The sequence below is a fragment of the Marinobacter sp. KMM 10035 genome (assembly GCF_046537445.1).
In the GTDB taxonomy this organism is placed as follows: Bacteria; Pseudomonadota; Gammaproteobacteria; order Pseudomonadales; family Oleiphilaceae; genus Marinobacter; species Marinobacter sediminicola.
In genome coordinates, this window is sequence record NZ_JBBVMG010000001.1 from 2356564 (window position 1) to 2374861 (window position 18298).

An 18298-nucleotide genomic window follows, 5' to 3' on the forward strand; every position below is an offset into this window, starting at 1 on the left:
ATTTTCCTTTCTTCTTATTTTCATATTCATGACGTGGGGTTAGCGTGATTAAAGCCGTCATTTCCGGAACCGGCCTGTACACACCGCCGGCAACCATCGATAACGATGAACTGGTCGAAGCCTTTAACCAGTATGTCGAACTGTATAACGCGGAGCACGCTGACGCGATTGAGCGCGGTGAAATCGAGCCGTTGCAGCCGTCCTCTTCAGCGTTCATAGAAAAAGCTTCAGGTATCAAACGCCGGCACGTTATCGACAAAACTGGCATTCTTGATCCCAAACGCATGGCTCCGTATATTCCCGAGCGTGGGAACGATGAGCAATCTGTGCAGTGTGATATGGCCGTTGTGGCGTGCAAAGAAGCACTCGCTCAGGCGGGCAAGACTGTCGACGATGTAGACGCAGTTATCGTTGCCTGCTCAAACATGCAGCGTGCCTATCCCGCCGTGTCGATAGAAGTTCAGTCTGCATTGGGTATTCAAGGCTTTGCCTACGACATGAACGTGGCGTGCAGCTCTGCAACCTTTGGCCTGCAAGCCGCAGTGAACTCTGTCGAGAACGGAGCTGCCCGGGCTGTGTTGGTTGTAAGCCCTGAAATTTGTTCTGGCCACCTGAATTTCCGCGAGCGCGACAGCCACTTTATTTTTGGTGATGCGTGCACGGCTATTCTGGTAGAGCGGGAAGAAAATACTGAACCAGGGCAGGGCTTTGAAATTCTTGGTACTCGCCTGACAACCACCTTTTCTAACAATATCCGGAACAACTTCGGCTTTTTGAATCGTGCGGATGAATCGGGAATTGGTCAGCCGGATAAACTATTTATCCAGCAGGGTCGTAAGGTATTCAAGGAAGTTTCGCCGCTGGTTGCTGAAACGATCCAGAATCATCTTCAGAGCTTGTCGCTTGCGCCTGACGATCTGCGCAGAATGTGGCTGCATCAGGCAAACCTGAATATGAATCAGCTGATCGCCCGCAGGGTGCTTGGCCGCGATGCTGCTGAAGATGAAGCGCCGGTGATTCTTGATGAGTACGCTAATACCAGCTCCGCAGGTTCCATTATTGCGTTCCATAAGCACAAAGACGACCTGAAAACCGGTGATACGGGTGTTATATGCTCCTTCGGTGCAGGTTATTCCATTGGCAGTGTTGTAGTACGCCGGCGCTAAAAGTCGACAATCCAAGAGTTGAGCATGACAAAACTTTTACCCCGGAGCTGGCATGCTGCCATGCAACTTATGGCAGTGCTGGCACTGGTGTTGGTCGCTGGCACCGCCAAAGCTCAGAACGCAGCGGAGCCTGCCCCTGAAGGTGCGCGTACCGTTAACCCGCAGGACCCTTACGAGAACTGGAACCGCAAGGTTTACACATTCAACGACACAATTGATCGCTGGGCGTTGCGGCCGGTAGCTCAAACCTACCGAACGTTCATGCCGGATATTGTCGACCGAGCCATCACGAACTTTTTCAATAATTTGTCGGAAGTGCGAAATTTCACTAACAGCATATTCCAGTTGAAGGGCGAATCGGCTGTTGTCGCTGCCGGGCGTTTCACCTACAACACTGTGTTTGGCCTGGGTGGATTGATTGATGTTGCTACAGCGTTTGATCTCCCTGAGCGGCCCGAAGATTTCGGCCAAACTCTAGGATATTGGGGTGCGGGTTCTGGCCCCTATCTGATGCTTCCATTCCTTGGGCCATCCAGCCCACGGCACCTCACTGGATTGGGTGCGGATGGGTTTGCGTTACCATCGCTGTGGGACAACGTTGACAGCCCTTATAACTATTATGCCCGAGGTGTCCAGATTGTTGATAAACGGGCAGACCTGATTCCCGCAGAGGGCTTTATTTCTGGCGACGTATATATTTTTGTGCGTAACGCCTTCTTGCAGCGCAGAGAGTTTCTTATAAATGATGGCAGGGTGACCCGAGATCCATTTGCCAGCGAAGACGATGATGACCTGATGTTGGACGACTTCTGATTCGGATTTCTGGGTGAAGGAGACACGCGGTGCTTAAAGATCCAAGGATTAGTAAATTCCGCAAGATGCTGGCTGAGGCACCAAATTATGAGGTGTGGAAGGCTGCGGCTCTGGAGCTGGATTTTCTGGAAGGTAATGCTGAGTGGAAAGAGGATTTTGTCTCAGAGCATTATCACTACGAACTGCTGTATGACCGTCTGAGCAGTATTAAACAGTATCGCCAACAGAACGATTTTGAACGCCTCAAGCGCGCACTGCGTGAGGGGCTCCATCACGATCTTGGCAATATGGGTAACCCGGCGCTTTACACACGTTCCCGGGTTGGGACCAAGCACCTGATTGAAGAGTACATCGCGCAGGCCTGTGAAGCCCTGGATTTCCTGTGCGATCACCCGGTGCCCGGTTTTCCGGTTGCTGACAAACTTCAGTTTTTTCGCGACACCCTTACCAGTTATGGCAGACCAACACTTTTGTTAAGTGGTGGTGCCAGCCTTGGCATGTTTCACTTCGGGGTTATCAAAGCACTGTGGGAAAGAGGGCTGCTGCCTCAGGTGGTTACCGGCTCTAGCGCCGGCGCAATTGTTGCGGGTATGCTGGGCGTGCATACAGACGCTGAAATCCCTGAGATGCTGGTTCCGGAGAACCACAATCTGAAAGCCTGGAAGTGGCGGGGCATCATCAGTGCCATGCGCGGTGAAGGTTTAATGGATCAAGAGCAGCTGCGCTCGTGTCTTAGAACGAACATTGGTGAATACACGTTTGAAGAAGCCTACCAGCGTACGGGCCGCTCGATTAACATGAGCGTGTCGCCGGTGCAGGCCCATCAGAAGGCGCGACTGTTATCTGGTTACACCTCGCCTTATCTGATGGTGTGGAGCGCTGCGCTAGCCAGTGCGGCGGTACCGGGTATTTTCCCGCCGGTTACACTGATGAAAAAAGATCTTCAGGGTCAGGCATTGCCTTACATGCCAAGGCTGAAGTTTGTGGATGGTTCTGTTGTGAGCGATCTGCCCATTGAGCGGCTGATGCATCTCTATGATGTGAATTTCACCATCGTGAGCCAGACCAACCCCCACGTTGTTCCTTTTTTGAGCGATCGTGGCACTGAAGACAAATTGTCTTTGGCCAGGTTGCCACTGCACTTGCTCAAATCCGAGATTCAGTTTCACGGGCAGGGAGTGTTCGATTACCTCCGAAAACGTGCTCGCCCTGAACTGTTGCGGCAGATATACGGCCACATGTACACGATCATGGCCCAGCGGTACTCTGGAGACATAACCATTGCGCCCACCTATGGCCTCATGGATTACACCCGAATGCTGGCCGACCCGAAGCCGGAGTTTGTGCGTGAAATGACCCTGGCAGGGGAGCGCGCAACCTGGCCAAAAATTTCAATGATCCGTTCCCATGCGCGTATATCCAAAACCCTGGAGCGTTGCGTGCGCCGCCTGAAACAGAAAAACCGCCAGAGTGCTGCGGATCTCAGTCTGATAAACAGTGCTGATTCCGGAACATCCTGAGATGACAGGCTGGCGAGGCGGGCGGTATGATACGCAGCTAAAGAGCCTGGCTCGGTAATTTACCGATCAGCCCGGCGCCTGAGCATTAGACTGGACGCCCATGTATTACGACTTCTTCGGCTTCAGAGAGCCTCCGTTCTCTATTGCGCCTGATCCCCGATACCTCTATTTGAGCGAACGCCATAAAGAAGCGCTCGCGCACCTGATGTATGGTGTTCAGGGGCAGGGCGGCTTTATTGTGATCACCGGAGAAGTGGGTACAGGGAAAACCACTGTAAGCCGATGCTTCATTGAGAATGCGCCGGCTCACGCAGACATAGCCCTGATTCTGAACCCACGGCTTTCTGCCCGTGAGTTACTTTCGTCTATTTGCGACGAGCTGGAAATAGCTCACCCGGCCGGCGCCACCATCAAGCAGATGGTAGATTTGATCAACCGGGATCTGCTCAAGGCCCACGCAGCCGGCCGGCATAAGGTTCTGATGATTGATGAAGCTCAGAATTTGTCAGCCGATGTACTGGAACAACTGCGCCTTCTTACCAACCTCGAAACCGCAGAAAAGAAACTCCTGCAAATTGTATTGTTAGGCCAGCCAGAGTTGCAGCAAATCCTCTCGCTTCCAAAACTCCGCCAGTTGAACCAGCGGGTAACTGCACGCTACCACCTGGATGCCATCAGCCGCGATGAACTGCCAGCCTATCTCAGCTACCGACTTGGCGTTGCAGGCATGCGCGGCGACGTTTTCGCTCCGGCGGCTGTCCGTAAGCTCTATCGCTTGAGCAACGGGATACCTCGGCTTATCAACCTGATTAGCGATCGTGCACTGTTGGGAGCCTATGCCGAAGGTGAGCACGAAGTGTCGGTTGCACACATACGGCAGGCGGCGAAAGAAGTTGGAGGCGGTAAAAACATAGGGCCAAAGCCAACCAGGGGAGCAGGCAAGCCGGACCTGCCCGGCATCCTGTTGGTCACGGCATCATTAATGCTCGCTCTTGTGAGCAGCTATTGGGTGTATAAGCAGTGGTCAAGCCCGGATGTGATATCCGAGGTAGACGCAGCCCCCGTGCAACTCGCCGGCACTGTACAGCGTGAAGACTCGCCGGATGTCCAGCTGTCACCACAAGATGAAACAGACCCGCAACTGGTGCCTTCTTTCAGGTTCTCAGATCAGGCGATGAATCTGTCCGAAGCATTTCGCGGGCTGTTCAGTATTTGGGGTTTATCATACAACTCGCAGGAATCGCCGATTGCCTGTGAGTTTGCTCGCAGCTCGGGTCTTGATTGCCTGGAACGTCAGGGGAGCCGTCGTAGCCTGGCGTATCTGGACAGGCCGGCCATGCTGATGCTTCAGGACGACAACGGCAACCGGGGTTATGTTGTGCTGCGTCATCTTCAAGGCGATATGGCGGAAATTGTGACGCCTGAGGGCTTAGCGGAAGTGTCGTTTTCCAGCATTGAGCCCTTCTGGTTTGGCGAGTACCGCGTGTTCTGGCAACTTCCGAACTACGTGACCTTTCGGGCCGATGCCAGAGACGTAGCCGGTGAGGAAATGTGGATAGGGGTTCGCATGATGGAACTTGCGGAAGCCTACGGCGAATCACCCGCCGACACGGCAAGAATCAAGCGCATGACTGCACAACAGCAGGTGCGTTGGTATCAGTCGTTAAAGGGGCTCACGGTTGATGGTATTGCCGGTGCCATGACCGTTATTCAGATCAACAGCGACCTCAATGCAGATGTGCCGAGGCTGATGATCAAAGGGCCTGAGGGGAAGGGATAACGCATGTCCTACATTCTTGATGCGCTCAGAAAATCTGAAACCGAGCGCCGCCAGGGTAAAGTCCCTGATCTAGGGCAACAGGTGCAATTGATACATCGCCCTAAGAAAAAACGTACATCCTCAGTGGTGTGGGTGGTCCTGGCGTTGCTGGTGAATGCTGGAGTGCTGGCCGTTGTATTCTGGCCGAAGCCAACAGTGGAAACAGCGCAAAAGCCAACACCGAAGCAAGAGCAAGCATTGGCGGCGATAACCGAGCCAGCAGCCGAAAAAGTAGAGCCTGAGCCAGCAGCCCAGGCTGAATCTACCCAGGCTGTTGTTTCCCCACCGCCTGTGTTGGAAAACAATCTGGTATCTGAAGCTGAACGCCAGTGGCCTGCCATTATCACACCGTCTGTGCGCCAGCAACGCGAGCAGCCGGAAGTGGCCGAGAGTGGACCCAAAATGCGTGTGCCACACTTGGTTGAGTTACCCCTTTCATTTCAAAAGAGTATCCCGGACCTGATGTTCAACAGTCATCTCTATTCAACAGATCCCTACGCCAGCCGAGTGATGATTAATGGCCACTATCTTGGTCAGGGTGATGCATTTTCGGGGATCCTGGTAGAAGAAGTGACAGAAAATGGCGTCATTCTCAGCAAGCAAGGCAGAAGTTTCCGCGTGGGTATTGTCCGCGACTGGGTGAGCCCGCGCTAATGGCATTAACCGAGGACGTAAAACAGCAGATTCAGCAGGCGTATCGCGATGTGTTGGCCGGTAAAGAGGTGCGCGCCCGTTATGGCCAGCGCCTGATGATAGCTGAGATTGCCCGATATATGGGTGAGATTACCGACAACGACGGCCAGCGCACATCACCACCAGCGGCCTGTGTGGTTGAGGCTGGAACGGGTACCGGTAAAACACTGGCCTATCTGATTGCAGCCATTCCCGTAGCTCGGGCCTTGGGCAAAACCCTGGTGATCTCCACCGCAACCGTGGCACTGCAAGATCAGATCGTTCTTAAAGATCTGCCGGACCTCAAAAACCACAGCAAAATGAATTTCAGCTGGACCCTCGCCAAAGGCCGTGGAAGGTATTTGTGCATGTCCCGTCTGGAATCGCGTCTGCACGATGAGGGCAACGGCGACAGCGATACCATGCCTCTTTTTTTGCTGGATAGTCCCGGCACCGAAGAGCCTGGAACCCGCGCTTTCTTTGAAGAAATGCTGGCAAGCTATGGCTCCCGAAAGTGGGATGGAGACAGAGACCACTGGCCTGAACAGATACCTGACGATGTTTGGCGGCAGGTAACCACCGATCACCGCCAGTGCACGAACCGGCATTGTAGTTATTTCGATAGCTGTGCGTTTTTCGACGCCCGCAAAGATCTGGATGAAGTAGATATCGTGGTGGCGAATCACGACCTGGTGCTGGCTGACCTTGCGTTGGGTGGGGGCGCCATTCTTCCAGAGCCTGAAAACGCATTGTTCATCTTTGATGAGGCTCACCACCTCCCCGATAAAGCATTAAATCACTTTGCGGCCTCTGTGCCTCTGAACTCCACCCGCCAATGGCTTAAACAGCTATCCCAGGCATTGGTGAAAATGCAGCCCTACCTTGCGCCGGCTACGCAAGCCGCTAAATCGGTTGAACGCATCAGTACTGCCTCGCGGGATGTGGATCTCATTCTCGCCCGAGTTTATGAAGAGGCCGAACACAATACTGGCTGGGAGTTCAATGAAGAGCGCCGGTCTGCGCAATGGCGGTATCCCGAAGGTGAGCTGCCAGACGCCTTGGCAGAATTAGCCGCTGAAAGCAGAATTGTGACTGCAAATCTGGTCCGTCACCTGGGCGCCTTGGCAGATGAACTGCAAGGCGCTTTCGATGAGCGCAAGCAACACGAGATAGACCGGGACACTGCTGAAGCCTGGTATCCAGTCATTGGCGCCTTCCACAGCCGTGCCGAAGACCAGTTGCGGCTATGGGCGGCCTGGACTGAGCAAGTCGGCAGTGCAACAAAGGCGACGGAAAGTCAGCAGGGGGTCACTGAGGGCGCATCACAAAATACTCAGGATGACGCCACTGGCTCCGCACCCGAAGCACGAGGCCGGATACATAGGAGCCCTCCTCCAGCGCGCTGGAGTGTGCGGCAGAAGTGGGATCATGCCGAAGATATCACCCTGTTCAGTTCGCCAGTGCTGGCAGACAACCTGCTATATTCCCGGCTGTGGTCGCGAGCTTATGGGTCTGTGCTCACAAGTGCCACACTGACCGCCCTAGGCCGTTTTGACCGGCTACAGGCCAGAGCCGGGTTGCCAGAAGCAAGCCGGCTGCTGGTGGTTCCCAGTTCTTTCCGATACGCAGAAATGGCAACCGTTGAAGTGCCGGCCATGGCGTGTATGCCCACTGATGACGGCTTTGCTGATGAGCTGACCAAACGCTTACCGGATTGCTGGGCCGGAGAAACGGCCACACTTGTGCTGTTCACCTCCCGCCGCCAGATGCATCAGGTTCGGGATGCTTTGGCACCAGACTTTCCGGATTTGATCATTACCCAGGACGATATGTCTCGGGGTGAAGTGCTGCGCCAGCACCGTAGCCGAATCGATGAAGGCAGGGCCAGCGTGTTGTTTGGTGTGGCGAGTTTTGCCGAGGGTATCGACTTGCCCGGTAAGTACCTGCACCACGTGGTGATTACCCGGTTGCCGTTTTCGGTTCCGGACGATCCTATTGAAGCTGGCCTGGCGGAATGGATAACCCAGCGGGGTGGCAACCCTTTTATGGAAATAACAGTGCCGGATGCCTCCATAAAGCTGGTACAGGCGGTTGGCCGGTTGCTTCGCACAGAAGAAGACACTGGCAGGGTTACTATTCTTGATCGCCGTATTGTCGCAAGGCGTTATGGACAACTGCTGCTGGATTCACTGCCACCGTTCCGGCGCATTATTGAACGGTAGTCAGTTAGAAGAAAATGAGCTGGATGGTGAATTTTCGGCAAAAAAAGAGCCAGCCCGCGGGCTGGCTTTTAAGAATAAGAACACTGAAGGCCTGAAGTTTCAGAATTCGTAATGAGGGGTTGCCTCACCTTGGAAACAATAATAAGGGAGTAGGGGGCGTAGCCGAATCGTCCAAAGGGCGTAGCATGGATAGAAACTTCCTGTGCAATGTGATGCGCGTCACAAAATCACCCGCCCAGAATGCCCAATTCCCGCGCCCGGGCTAGAGCTTCTGTTCTCCGGCCCACGCCCAGCTTGCCGTAGAGGTTGCGTATGTGTGCTTTTACCGTGGCCGGTGCCACACCCATGCGTATCGCAATGTCCTTGTTGGAATAGCCGGCATTAATGAGCTCCAGTACTTCGAGTTCACGTTGGCTCAGAGGCTCTGCAAGTGCCTGAGCTGATGAGCCTTGGGTCTTAGTATCGCTAGCGGTTGGCGGAACGTTTTCGATGGGCTTACTGTTCGGACTCAAAAGCATCTCGGTCAGGTTACGCTGCCAGCTGCCGCCATTGTTGAGGGTGGGGGATTTCATCAGTAGCGCCTGCAATCGCGGACTTTCTTCAGCAAACAGTCTCAAAAAACCAGCCTCGGCAGCGACAGCCACTGCCCGTGCAAGGCGGTCCTCGCACTCTTCAGGACGGTTTAGCTGGTCCAGCGCTTCAGCTGATACGAGCAAGGCTTCAACAACGTGCCGGGTATGCTCGTTATGCATCGCGGCTGCCATCAGTGCATCGAGTATATCCAGTGCCTGTTCCGGCTTGCCTTCATCAACCAACAGCCGCGCATAGCTGATGCTGTTCTGCTCCCTGTTCAGCGGGTTAGTCAGCGTATGGCTCTCGACGGATTCAAGAATGCTGCGAGCTTGGGCGGTTTGCCCAGCCGCGAGGTAGCAGCGCGCAAACAGGGCAGAGCTGGCGGGTGGCTCAAACACAATGTGCTCCCGGCGTTTACGGCCGACTTGCTCCGCATCTGCAAGATACTCTATGGCTTCCTGATAACGGCCATCGCTGAAGGATAAGTGCCCGCGCACATGCTGGATAATTATATGTTGGCCTGGCTCAGCGCCCTTGTTTACGTGTTCAAGCAAAGGTTCCAGGTGAGCGGCTGCATCCTGAAGCTGGTTTCGCTCCCGGAAAATTTCCGTCAGAGAAGCGCTAAGCCAGCAGGAAATAAGCCTTGGTTGGCTTGGGTCTGCGTAGTGTTGATCTACCCACTTGCGCACCTCTGTACAGGTCTCGAGGGCCAGATCCATGTCGCCACGGTTGTACTGTATCCACGCGAGCAAACCACCGCTTGAGAGAACGGTGCTTGGCTTGCGTTCAACCTGCCCGTAATGAACCGCAGATTTCAGCGCTTCTTCGGCCCCTGGCAAATCACCTTTGCCGTAATCGTCCAGGCCAAGGCCATAGTAGGTTACGGATTTGAGGGGGATTTGCGTATGGTCTATTTCTGCAAGAACCTGGCGAGTCAGATCACTGGCGTTCTTGTCATCGCTGCGTGAGCGGGCAAGGTAGGAGCGTATCAACGTTATCTCGCTTTGTACGCCAAGTGCGCCTTCGGCATCTGGAGCGGAATCAGCAACGCGCTGATCAAGCAAATCTTCTACATTGGCGAGCAGGTGTTCCAGATTATCGAGTCGATTCGCGAAAAAGTGGCCCCACACCCGCAGCATCTGCAACTGAGGGCTTTCTTTAACGTCATCCACGGGCAACTCATCGAGCCAGTTCAGGACCGGCAGGTGAAACCCACCATGAATAAGGTTGTTGCCGTGTGTAGCCAATACCCTCGCCAGCCAAGGCCAGTCTCTATTCTGCACAATCTGGGCAATGGCACCCTGAACTTGCCCATGGTCAAGCAACCAGTCTACCGTTCGTTGCCAGAGGCGGTGCGCCCTGGTGGGGTCGGCCTGTGCAATCCGCTGAAGTAAGGCATCTCGAAACAGATCGTGGTAACGGAACCATTCGTTGTGATTGTCCAGAGGAATCAGGAACAGGTGCTGCGAGAGCAAGGTTTCCAGCATCTCCTGGCTGTTGGCAGTGTCACGAATAGAGTCGCACATGGAGGCGCACAATCGTGGGCAGCAAGCGGTGTCGAGCAAGAAGGCCACAGTTTCAGCAGGCTGTTTGTCGAGCACCTCGCTGAGCACGTAGTCACTGATGTGTCGTTCGTCAATGCTCAGTGCGGTGGAAGAAATACTTTGGTCTGCGCCCGATTTGATCTGCTCAAGACCACTGTCATTGCCTGATAGAGCGGAAAGCTGCAGGGCCGCTACCCAGCCTTCGGTACGGTGGCAAATGGCCTGCACATCCTGGTCTGAAATGGCCATGCCCATAGTGCTGTGAAAAAATTCCCGGCATTCATCTTCAGAAAATGCCAGGAGTGCCGGGTGGACCTCCTGCACCCAACGGCGCACACGCCAACGAGCCAGAGGCAGCGGAGGTTCGGAGCGGGAGATCAAGGTAACGGTCACGCCAGCAGGAAGGTAGTCCACAAAGTACCCAAGCTGCCGGTGAATACGGTCGCTGCCAGCAAACTGAAAATCATCCAACACTAGAATCCAGGGGCCACCATCCGCTGCCAAGGCATTAACCAGTGCGGTCATCGCGCTGTTAATGCTGTCATCCGTGCTACCCGAAAGGCTTTTATGGCAGGGTTCAAGCCCCGTGAGGCCGGCGTGTTCAAATGCGCTGGCAACGTATTGCCAAAAACGCTGGGGGTCATCGTCGTGCTCATCGAGGGAGAGCCAGGCAATGGGTCCGCTGGTACGTGCGCACCACTGGCTTACCAAGGTTGTTTTTCCAAACCCTGCCGGGGCCAATACAAGGTTGAGCCGCTTCGGATGGCCTGGCGCTAACAGTGAGCTAAGTCGTTCGCGCTGCACGGCTTTGGGATCGGTGGCTGGCCTTAGGAATTTGGTGGTTAACAGCATTGACGCCCTGTATGCCAGATAGAAAGTTGAACTGGGATTGTGTGCTTTGTGTATCTCAAGTCAATGGCTGGAGAAACAAACACCTGCGTTACAGGCTGCGCAGGCGCAATTTTGGTCTAAACTGAATCAAAGTGCTCATCTATACTAAAAAAGAATGAAAAACGGATCTGTTATGCGTATTCTTAGTTACTGTTTTTCCGTGTACACCCACTTGCAGTCCGCCTCAGGCTAATAACTCAGGGAGCGACAAGGCCAATGAAGTTACAACAGCTGCGCTATATTTGGGAAGTTGCGCACCATGATCTCAACGTGTCGGCAACCGCCCAGAGTCTATTTACATCTCAGCCGGGTATTTCCAAGCAAATTCGCCTTCTTGAAGATGAACTGGGGTTGGAGATCTTTGCCCGCAGTGGCAAACATCTCACCCGTATTACCCCGGGGGGCGAAATTATCGTTCGTGAGGCTGGTGAGATTTTACGTCGAGCGGAGGGAATAAAAAAGATCGCTCAGGAGTTCAGTAATCAGCGCAAAGGTGAGCTGAGCATCGCCACTACTCACACCCAGGCGCGATATGCTCTGCCGCCAGTGATCAGTGGCTTTATAGAGACCTACCCGAATGTGTCCCTGCATATGCACCAGGGCACACCCATGCAAATTTCTGAAATGGCCGCAACGGGTGCGGTCGATTTCGCCATAGCGACTGAAGCTATGGAGTTGTTCAACGACCTGATAATGATGCCTTGTTACCGTTGGAACCGCACGGTGATTGTGCCCAAAGACCACCCGCTGGCCAAATTGCCTGAGCTGACTTTGGAAGCACTGGCAGAGCATCCGCTGGTCACTTACGTGTTTGGTTTTACGGGGCGTTCGAAATTGGATGAGGCATTTAAATCGAAAGGCTTAACGCCGAAGGTGGTATTCACCGCAGCCGATGCCGACGTTATCAAAACCTATGTACGCCTGGGACTTGGGGTTGGGATTATCGCGAGCATGGCGTTCGATCCGAAAATGGACCCGGATCTGGTCGCATTGGATGCCAAAAAGCTATTTAGTGCGAGTGTTACCCGAATAGGCTTCCGTAAGGGCACCTTCTTGCGAGGCTACATGTATGAGTTTATTCAGCGCTTCGCACCACACCTGACAAAAGATGTGGTTGATGCAGCGGTTGCTCGACAGAGTAGTCGCAGTGAAATAGAAGCCTTGTTCAAAGACATAAAACTGCCAGTTCTCTAGGCGCTTGGTCGGCAGTCGCCCGCCAGTCTTTACTGGCGGGCAATCAGGTTTCCTGCATGTAGGCCACACTCTTTTTGTGTGGCTTCTTCCCACCACCAGCGGCCTTCCCGCTCGTGCTGTCCTGGCAATACAGGGCGGGTGCAGGGCTGGCAGCCAATACTGACAAACCCCTTTTCGTGCAGCGCGTTGTAGGGGGCTTCCGATATACGGATGTAGTCCCACACCTCTTTGGATGTCCAGTTCGCCAGGGGATTAAACTTTACCAGTGCCTTGCCGGGGCCAGAGAAGGTTGCATCTTCTTGAACAACAGGCACTTCATTTCGGGTTCCCGGGCTTTGATCTTTACGTTGGCCGGTAATCCAGGCATCAACGCTTGCGAGTTTGCGCTTTAGCGGGTTTACTTTCCGAATCCCGCAGCACTCGCTGTGGCCGTCCTCAAAAAAGCTGAATAAACCCTTTTGGTTGACCAGACTCTGCACTTCATTGGTATCTGGAAACAACACTTCAATGGCTATGCCGTAATGCTTGCGAACCCGATCCATGAACTCGTAGGTTTCCGGGTGAAGACGGCCTGTATCCAATGTAAACACTTTCAGGTTGTCCGTCAGCTTGTGGGCCATTTCGATAAGCACCACGTCTTCGGCGCCACTAAAAGAAATAGCGATGTTGTCATAGCGCTTGAAGGCCGCCTTCAGAATTCCGCTTGGGCTTTCACCGGCCAGTTCGCTCTGTAGCTCGTGGATATTGCTCATAAAATACGAATACCTTGATGCGGGTTTCGTGCAGGTTAGCATTAAATGACTAATTCCATGAAGGAATGACAATCTATATGGTTATAGCCAAGTGGGCGAGTGAATCCTGGATGACTTGGTGTTTTATCGGGATGCACGATGCTTTTTGCCCGGATATTTCTTATGATACCGCGTCATAATCAGGGGGCAGGCCATGCTCTCATTCAGACTTAACACTTGAACCATTGAATCAGGAGATCACTGTGGAACTGGCATGTCTTGACCTTGAAGGCGTATTGATCCCGGAAATCTGGATCGCATTTGCAGAAAAAACCGGTATTGAAGAGCTCAAGGCCACCACCCGTGACATTCCGGATTACGATGTTCTGATGAAGCAGCGTCTTCGTATTCTGGATGAGCACGGATACGGCCTGCCTGCCATTCAGGAAGTGATCGGCACCCTGGACCCGCTGCCAGGCGCCCGTGAGTTTCTGGACTGGCTGCGCGAGCGCTTTCAGGTGGTGATTCTTTCAGACACCTTTTATGAATTCGCTATGCCGCTGATGAAAAAGCTGGGCTACCCAGCGCTGCTGTGCCACAAGTTGGAAGTTGCCGAGAACGGCCAGATCACCAACTATCTGCTGCGCCAGAGAGACCCCAAACGCCAGTCGGTGCGTGCCTTCCAGCTATTGAACTATCGCGTTATTGCAGCGGGTGATTCCTACAACGACACCACCATGCTGGGGCAGGCGGAAGCAGGCATTCTGTTCCACGCACCTAAAAACGTGATTGATGAGTTCCCGCAGTATCCGGCGGTACATGAATTTGAAGATTTGAAGAAAGAATTCCTGAAGGCGAGCGCTGTTCACAGCGTTTGATCGTAAGGTGTTTTTGAGGAGCCTTTTGTAAAGGGCCTTCAGCCCAGTGCGGTGCTACTCGCTCTGGGTAAGATTCTCCAGGAAATCCATCAGTGGTTTTACTTTGGTGAGGGTTTCCTGGTATTCGCTTTCCGGGTCTGAATCCGCAACGATCCCGCCACCGCCCCAACAGCGGATACTTCCTTGCTCCTGTGCTTGCCCCGTAGCCTTTTCTTTCTCACATAGCATAGTGCGAATAGCAATATTACTATCCAGTGTGTCGTCCAGGCCCCGATAAAACACGGATCCGCAATAGGGCCCGCGCCAATGGGGCTCAAGCTCCCTGATAATCTCCATGGCTCGAATTTTAGGTGCGCCGGTTATAGAGCCGCCTGGGAACGCATCGAACAGCACCTGCATGGGTGAAACGCCCTCCGCCAACTCGGCGCGAATGTGGCTGACCAAGTGATGCACGTTCCGGTAGGACTCAAGGGCAAATAAGCTGTCCACGGATACGGACCCGGCCGCAGCGTGCACACTTAAGTCGTTCCTTAGTAAGTCGACAATCATCAGGTTCTCGGCACGGTCCTTCTCGGATGCTTCCAGCTCTGCCGCATAAGCCATATCGTCGGATGGTGTTGTACCTCTTGGCCGAGTGCCTTTAATCGGGCTGGTTTTCACGGTGCGGCCGCGAATTTCCAGGAAGCGTTCCGGTGAGATCGACAGAACCGAGGCATAATCGGTTTTCAGAAAAGCGCTGTAAGGTGTTGGGTTGGCTTCGGCCAGCGCCTGAAATGCCGCCCAGGGCGCTCCTTGATAGCAACCCTGAAACTCCTGGGAAAGATTCACCTGATAACAGTCGCCAGCATTTATGTAGTCCTTGATCACGCCGACACCGTTAACGAATTCTTCGGCTGGTTGGCGCGACTTGAACGGCGAAATCATTTTCCAGCCTGCCGTCTCCCCAGTCACGGTTTCGCTGGGCACAGGTGTAGTGTGCTGCCACCGGTGAAGGTTGCTGCGCACCCACTCTGGGCATTCGGGGTGAACCCAAAGGTGATACGTATCGGTGGTTCGGTTGTGGCTTGCAGCCCAAAGATAAAAGCCTGCAAAGAGCAGGGGAGTTGAAGTTGCAGGGCACAGTGGAACAAGGCGGGGTTCTTTCATGTAGCCGAATTCGTAACTCAGGAAACCCACCCAGCCACCTGTCAGGTAGGTTTGCGGCTCTTGCGCCGAGCTTTGGTAGCGATGAACCAGGCTTTCCATTTCTGTGGCGAGGGTGTTTGTGTCGAGTACCAAATCAGTATCCGGCTCAATGATCTTTGTGGCAATCGCACAGGCCGTAAACCCACTAAACGAACCGCGGCCGTTACCAGCCCCAATACTTCCCAGGTAGGCAAAGTCTGACTGGGTGGCGGCTCGCTCGAGTAGTTGTTGGTAGTCTTCGCGCCTTAACATTGAGGAAACAGGAAGTAGCAAATTAACTCCGGTTAATTGGAATAATGATACTCAGGCCACAAAATTTGCATTGTCGGACCTAGAAGGCGGCTGGTCTAATGAAAATACAAAAAAAACGAAGACTGCCTGCTCGGAACTGGAACGACGCATTCTAGCCGAGTTGCAAGTCTTAGCGTAGAAGCTACCGCCAATAAAACAGGATCAATAATGACGTCTTATCTTGGAAAGTCGCTGCAAACCGTTCTTCTACTAACTGTATTTTTTGCTGTTCCTGCCGCAAGCGCCGAGGAAGCGCCCCCCACTGAACTAACGCCAGAGCAGGAAATGGCCATAAAACTGGAGCTGTCAAAATACGCCGTTCTTGGCCAGCAGCAAATACTTCATTTGACTGAGCAGGCGACCGATGAGTATACGGAGACTTTGGCCGACTCAGAGCCCAATATGCCGTCGGCCTGGATGCTTCTTGAGGATGGCGTTACCGTCAAGCGAATCAATATAGATGACCAGGCAAAGGAGGCGCCGGCTCAGATTCGTATTCTTATGTATCGTGCGGCCCTTAAATCTGTGGCGCGTCACGGGAAGATTCATGGGTCGGTCATTCTCTACACTGGGAAAATTCGAGAGGGTAGCGATGATGAAGCCTTGGTGATTGAGTTTGAGCACCGCTTGGGCATTTCAGGTAACAAAGTTGTTCCATATCAGTCGGAAAATGGCCAGGTGACCTACGGGGAGCCGGTTACTACTGAGAAGCCTTTTCAGATTTTTCATGACAGCAAGCCCGAAGCGAACACCGCGAATTGATGTGAGAGCCAGTCGTCATTCGTTACGGCATGTAAGTGCAGTGTTAACGAAGTGTGAATGCGGTCACGGACTAGGACTGTAAAACAATCTTAAATGGAATTGTGGATTAACGATCTCCACACCCAAAAGTAAAAACTCAGCAAGAAAAACAAAATGAGTTTATAAGGAGAACAATATGAAAGGCCTGAAAAGAATTGCTCTGATCACTGCTATGGCTGCTGCCCCTTTCGCAGCTAACGCAGAACTGCAAGCTATGAACGACACCGCAATGGGCGACGTAACCGGTCAGGCCGGTGTCACCATTGAGCTGGAAACCAAAGTGTCTATTGGCCAGTTCAAGTACACCGACGAAGGTTCCTTCGCAGTGAACGATATCGTTCTTGGTGGTGCTGGTGTTGATGCAATCGGTGCTGGCGCTGGCTTCGGCGATCTGTTGGATCAGCTCAAAGTTGACATCGACATTGCTGACGACGGCGATGCGGTTATTCACGTTGGTACACTTGATGGCAACCCGATCGACTGGGGTTTGAAAGTCGGCTCTATGCAGTTGCTGGCTGGAAACACTGGAACAGACAGCACAACTCTGATTTCGAATCTGAGTGGCTTCGGTATGTTGGCTCAACTCGACATCCGTGTTGATACTGCAACTGATCACCTGAACCTGGTAGCAGCATTCGACGTTCAGAACATGAACTTCGATGTTGATTTCTTGGGCATAGGCGTTCGTGGTCTGAAGATCACTGGTGCGGGCGCTGATGCTGATGCCATGGCTATGTATACAGCTAATGGTTATGACGTAGCAACAATGACTCCTCAGCAGCAGGCGGTTTTCACAACATTTGCTAATGCTAACTTGGACGTTTACAAAGGTGCCGGCCTGGGCGCCTCCACCGCAACAGACGTACTCCGGATTGATGTTAACAACATCTTCATGGATGTGTCGGTTGCCAGCATCGAAATCGGTGGAGCTTCTATCGGTTCCGTTGCACTTGACAACGTAGCAGTAACCAACACCAAGCTGGCGGTATACGGTCACTAATCTGACCTGAACACCAGTAGTGTTAAAGCGCCCCGTTCTTCGGGGCGTTTTTTGTTTTTGGAAAAATAAAAGCGCAGTGCGTACGAAAAGCAATAAAAAAACGGCAGCTTGCAAATACAAGCTACCGTTTAGTTCACGCCTGTGTCGGGAAGGGTGCTGCTACTTACTGATCAGGCACCCTGATAGAAAGATCAAACCCACCACCTGGCCTTGGCGTTAGCTGAATCGGCCCTTCATTTATCCCTTGTGGAAGATGAATCTGATCAATCCCCGGCGGGTTGCCGATGGAGAAGTTCAGGTTCTGCCCATCAAAACCTATGCCCAACTGATCGTTAAGAAACGATTGGGTGAAGGGTTCATCCGGAATCTGCATCTGCTGGCCGAAGATTAAAGGTGGAAGGTTTGGCGTGAAGTCTGCCGGCGGCTGGGCCCTGGCCAGTTCCTCCTGGGGAAGCAGCAGCGCCCGGCGAAGGAATTCCTCTTCAGCGCTAACCAGTGCATCGGATTGGTTTTCGTCGGTAAGACGTTGCAGGCCTTCGCGGTAGGCTTCTTCTTCCGCTTCGGTAACAACTGGCTCACCCGGGGAAATGGTGAGAGAGCGGATAATACGCTGGCGATCGGCTTCCGATTTACGGCCTTCTCTGGGTACAACAATAACCGCAGAATCTTTAACGTAGGTGTCGACCATTTCATCGGAAGTCATGGTCTGAACCCCCGCAAACGACGGTATCGCAGCTGCTGCGAGTGTCGCGGCCATGGCCGCTGCGATAGGGGTGGTGCGATTAATCGAGCTGGCCACGCGGAGCTTGTGCCCGCCTGGCAGGTTTTGGTGTTTCATAAACTGGCCTCTTGCTGCGATAAACTCAGGTACGAGGCGTCTCTGAGGTTACAGCAATCAGTACGCATCTCACTATTTAGCAGTATTCGGGTTGTCCCGCTTCATTTCAAGAGTATGGGTGTTAGTTTGTGATCAGAATCCTTGATTGGTCGTAGAGTTA

The 18298-nt window shown here is 53.2% G+C and carries 14 protein-coding genes; 10 read left to right on the forward strand and 4 right to left on the reverse strand.

What is annotated here, in order from left to right; all coding sequences use genetic code 11:
- Positions 1-44 precede the first annotated feature (44 nt).
- The 6 genes from AADB16_RS10535 to dinG all read left to right on the forward strand — a co-directional run bounded on the left by AADB16_RS10535 (position 45) and on the right by dinG (position 8212).
- Entirely contained in the window at positions 45-1166 is a 1122-nt protein-coding gene (locus AADB16_RS10535) for a beta-ketoacyl-ACP synthase III (protein WP_309043382.1), read from the forward strand.
- 60 nt (positions 1167-1226) lie between these two features.
- Positions 1227-1979 carry a VacJ family lipoprotein gene (locus tag AADB16_RS10540; protein ID WP_410803637.1) on the forward strand — a complete coding sequence of 251 codons (753 nt, stop codon included), beginning with the start codon at positions 1227-1229 and terminating at the stop codon, positions 1977-1979.
- A gap of 29 nt (positions 1980-2008) precedes the next feature.
- Positions 2009-3499: a DUF3336 domain-containing protein gene (locus AADB16_RS10545; protein WP_410803126.1), complete on the forward strand. Its 1491-nt coding sequence runs from the start codon at positions 2009-2011 to the stop codon at positions 3497-3499.
- A gap of 100 nt (positions 3500-3599) precedes the next feature.
- Positions 3600-5279 (forward strand): ExeA family protein, encoded by a 1680-nt coding sequence (locus AADB16_RS10550; protein ID WP_410803128.1) that lies wholly within the window; start codon positions 3600-3602, stop codon positions 5277-5279.
- A gap of 3 nt (positions 5280-5282) precedes the next feature.
- Complete coding sequence (locus tag AADB16_RS10555) at positions 5283-5972, forward strand: general secretion pathway protein GspB (RefSeq protein ID WP_410803130.1); 690 nt, start codon at positions 5283-5285, stop codon at positions 5970-5972.
- Complete coding sequence (dinG, locus tag AADB16_RS10560; protein WP_410803132.1) at positions 5972-8212, forward strand: ATP-dependent DNA helicase DinG; 2241 nt, start codon at positions 5972-5974, stop codon at positions 8210-8212. Before AADB16_RS10555 ends, dinG begins: the two co-directional genes overlap by 1 nt.
- Positions 8213-8439: 227 nt before the next feature.
- Here the strand turns inward: dinG and AADB16_RS10565 are convergent, their stop codons facing one another.
- Complete coding sequence (locus AADB16_RS10565) at positions 8440-11181, reverse strand: LuxR C-terminal-related transcriptional regulator (RefSeq protein ID WP_410803134.1); 2742 nt, start codon at positions 11179-11181, stop codon at positions 8440-8442.
- Between the two features lie 255 nt (positions 11182-11436).
- Between AADB16_RS10565 and cysB the strand changes: the two genes are divergently transcribed.
- A complete protein-coding gene (gene cysB, locus AADB16_RS10570) occupies positions 11437-12414 on the forward strand; it encodes an HTH-type transcriptional regulator CysB (RefSeq protein ID WP_410803136.1) in 978 nt (325 codons plus the stop codon).
- Between the two features lie 29 nt (positions 12415-12443).
- On the opposite strand, the gene AADB16_RS10575 is transcribed toward cysB, so the two are convergent.
- Positions 12444-13166, reverse strand: a complete 723-nt coding sequence (locus tag AADB16_RS10575; RefSeq protein ID WP_410803138.1) for a phosphoadenylyl-sulfate reductase — start codon at positions 13164-13166, stop codon at positions 12444-12446.
- A gap of 242 nt (positions 13167-13408) precedes the next feature.
- On the opposite strand from AADB16_RS10575, the gene thrH reads away from it, so the two are divergent.
- A complete protein-coding gene (gene thrH / locus AADB16_RS10580) occupies positions 13409-14023 on the forward strand; it encodes a bifunctional phosphoserine phosphatase/homoserine phosphotransferase ThrH (protein WP_200369501.1) in 615 nt (204 codons plus the stop codon).
- Between the two features lie 54 nt (positions 14024-14077).
- Here the strand turns inward: thrH and pabB are convergent, their stop codons facing one another.
- On the reverse strand, positions 14078-15460 hold the full coding sequence (pabB, locus tag AADB16_RS10585; protein WP_410803638.1) for an aminodeoxychorismate synthase component I: 1383 nt from the start codon (positions 15458-15460) through the stop codon (positions 14078-14080).
- Between the two features lie 207 nt (positions 15461-15667).
- On the opposite strand from pabB, the gene AADB16_RS10590 reads away from it, so the two are divergent.
- The gene (locus AADB16_RS10590) at positions 15668-16261 is read left to right on the forward strand and encodes a hypothetical protein (RefSeq protein WP_410803140.1); all 594 of its coding nucleotides are present in this window, start codon (positions 15668-15670) and stop codon (positions 16259-16261) included.
- Between the two features lie 175 nt (positions 16262-16436).
- The gene (locus AADB16_RS10595; protein WP_410803142.1) at positions 16437-17300 is read left to right on the forward strand and encodes a DUF6160 family protein; all 864 of its coding nucleotides are present in this window, start codon (positions 16437-16439) and stop codon (positions 17298-17300) included.
- Between the two features lie 163 nt (positions 17301-17463).
- On the opposite strand, the gene AADB16_RS10600 is transcribed toward AADB16_RS10595, so the two are convergent.
- A complete protein-coding gene (locus AADB16_RS10600) occupies positions 17464-18057 on the reverse strand; it encodes a hypothetical protein (RefSeq protein WP_410803640.1) in 594 nt (197 codons plus the stop codon).
- Positions 18058-18298: the final 241 nt, after the last annotated feature.

Coding starts and splice junctions, on each gene's coding strand:
- AADB16_RS10575 (WP_410803138.1), bottom strand. CDS start 13,166: ATGAGCAATATCCACGAGCTACAGAGCGAACTGGCCGGTGAAAGCCCA.
- AADB16_RS10540 (WP_410803637.1), top strand. CDS start 1,227: ATGCAACTTATGGCAGTGCTGGCACTGGTGTTGGTCGCTGGCACCGCC.
- AADB16_RS10595 (WP_410803142.1), top strand. CDS start 16,437: ATGAAAGGCCTGAAAAGAATTGCTCTGATCACTGCTATGGCTGCTGCC.
- AADB16_RS10565 (WP_410803134.1), bottom strand. CDS start 11,181: ATGCTGTTAACCACCAAATTCCTAAGGCCAGCCACCGATCCCAAAGCC.
- AADB16_RS10555 (WP_410803130.1), top strand. CDS start 5,283: ATGTCCTACATTCTTGATGCGCTCAGAAAATCTGAAACCGAGCGCCGC.
- dinG (WP_410803132.1), top strand. CDS start 5,972: ATGGCATTAACCGAGGACGTAAAACAGCAGATTCAGCAGGCGTATCGC.
- cysB (WP_410803136.1), top strand. CDS start 11,437: ATGAAGTTACAACAGCTGCGCTATATTTGGGAAGTTGCGCACCATGAT.
- AADB16_RS10590 (WP_410803140.1), top strand. CDS start 15,668: ATGACGTCTTATCTTGGAAAGTCGCTGCAAACCGTTCTTCTACTAACT.
- AADB16_RS10600 (WP_410803640.1), bottom strand. CDS start 18,057: ATGGCCGCGACACTCGCAGCAGCTGCGATACCGTCGTTTGCGGGGGTT.
- AADB16_RS10550 (WP_410803128.1), top strand. CDS start 3,600: ATGTATTACGACTTCTTCGGCTTCAGAGAGCCTCCGTTCTCTATTGCG.
- pabB (WP_410803638.1), bottom strand. CDS start 15,460: ATGTTAAGGCGCGAAGACTACCAACAACTACTCGAGCGAGCCGCCACC.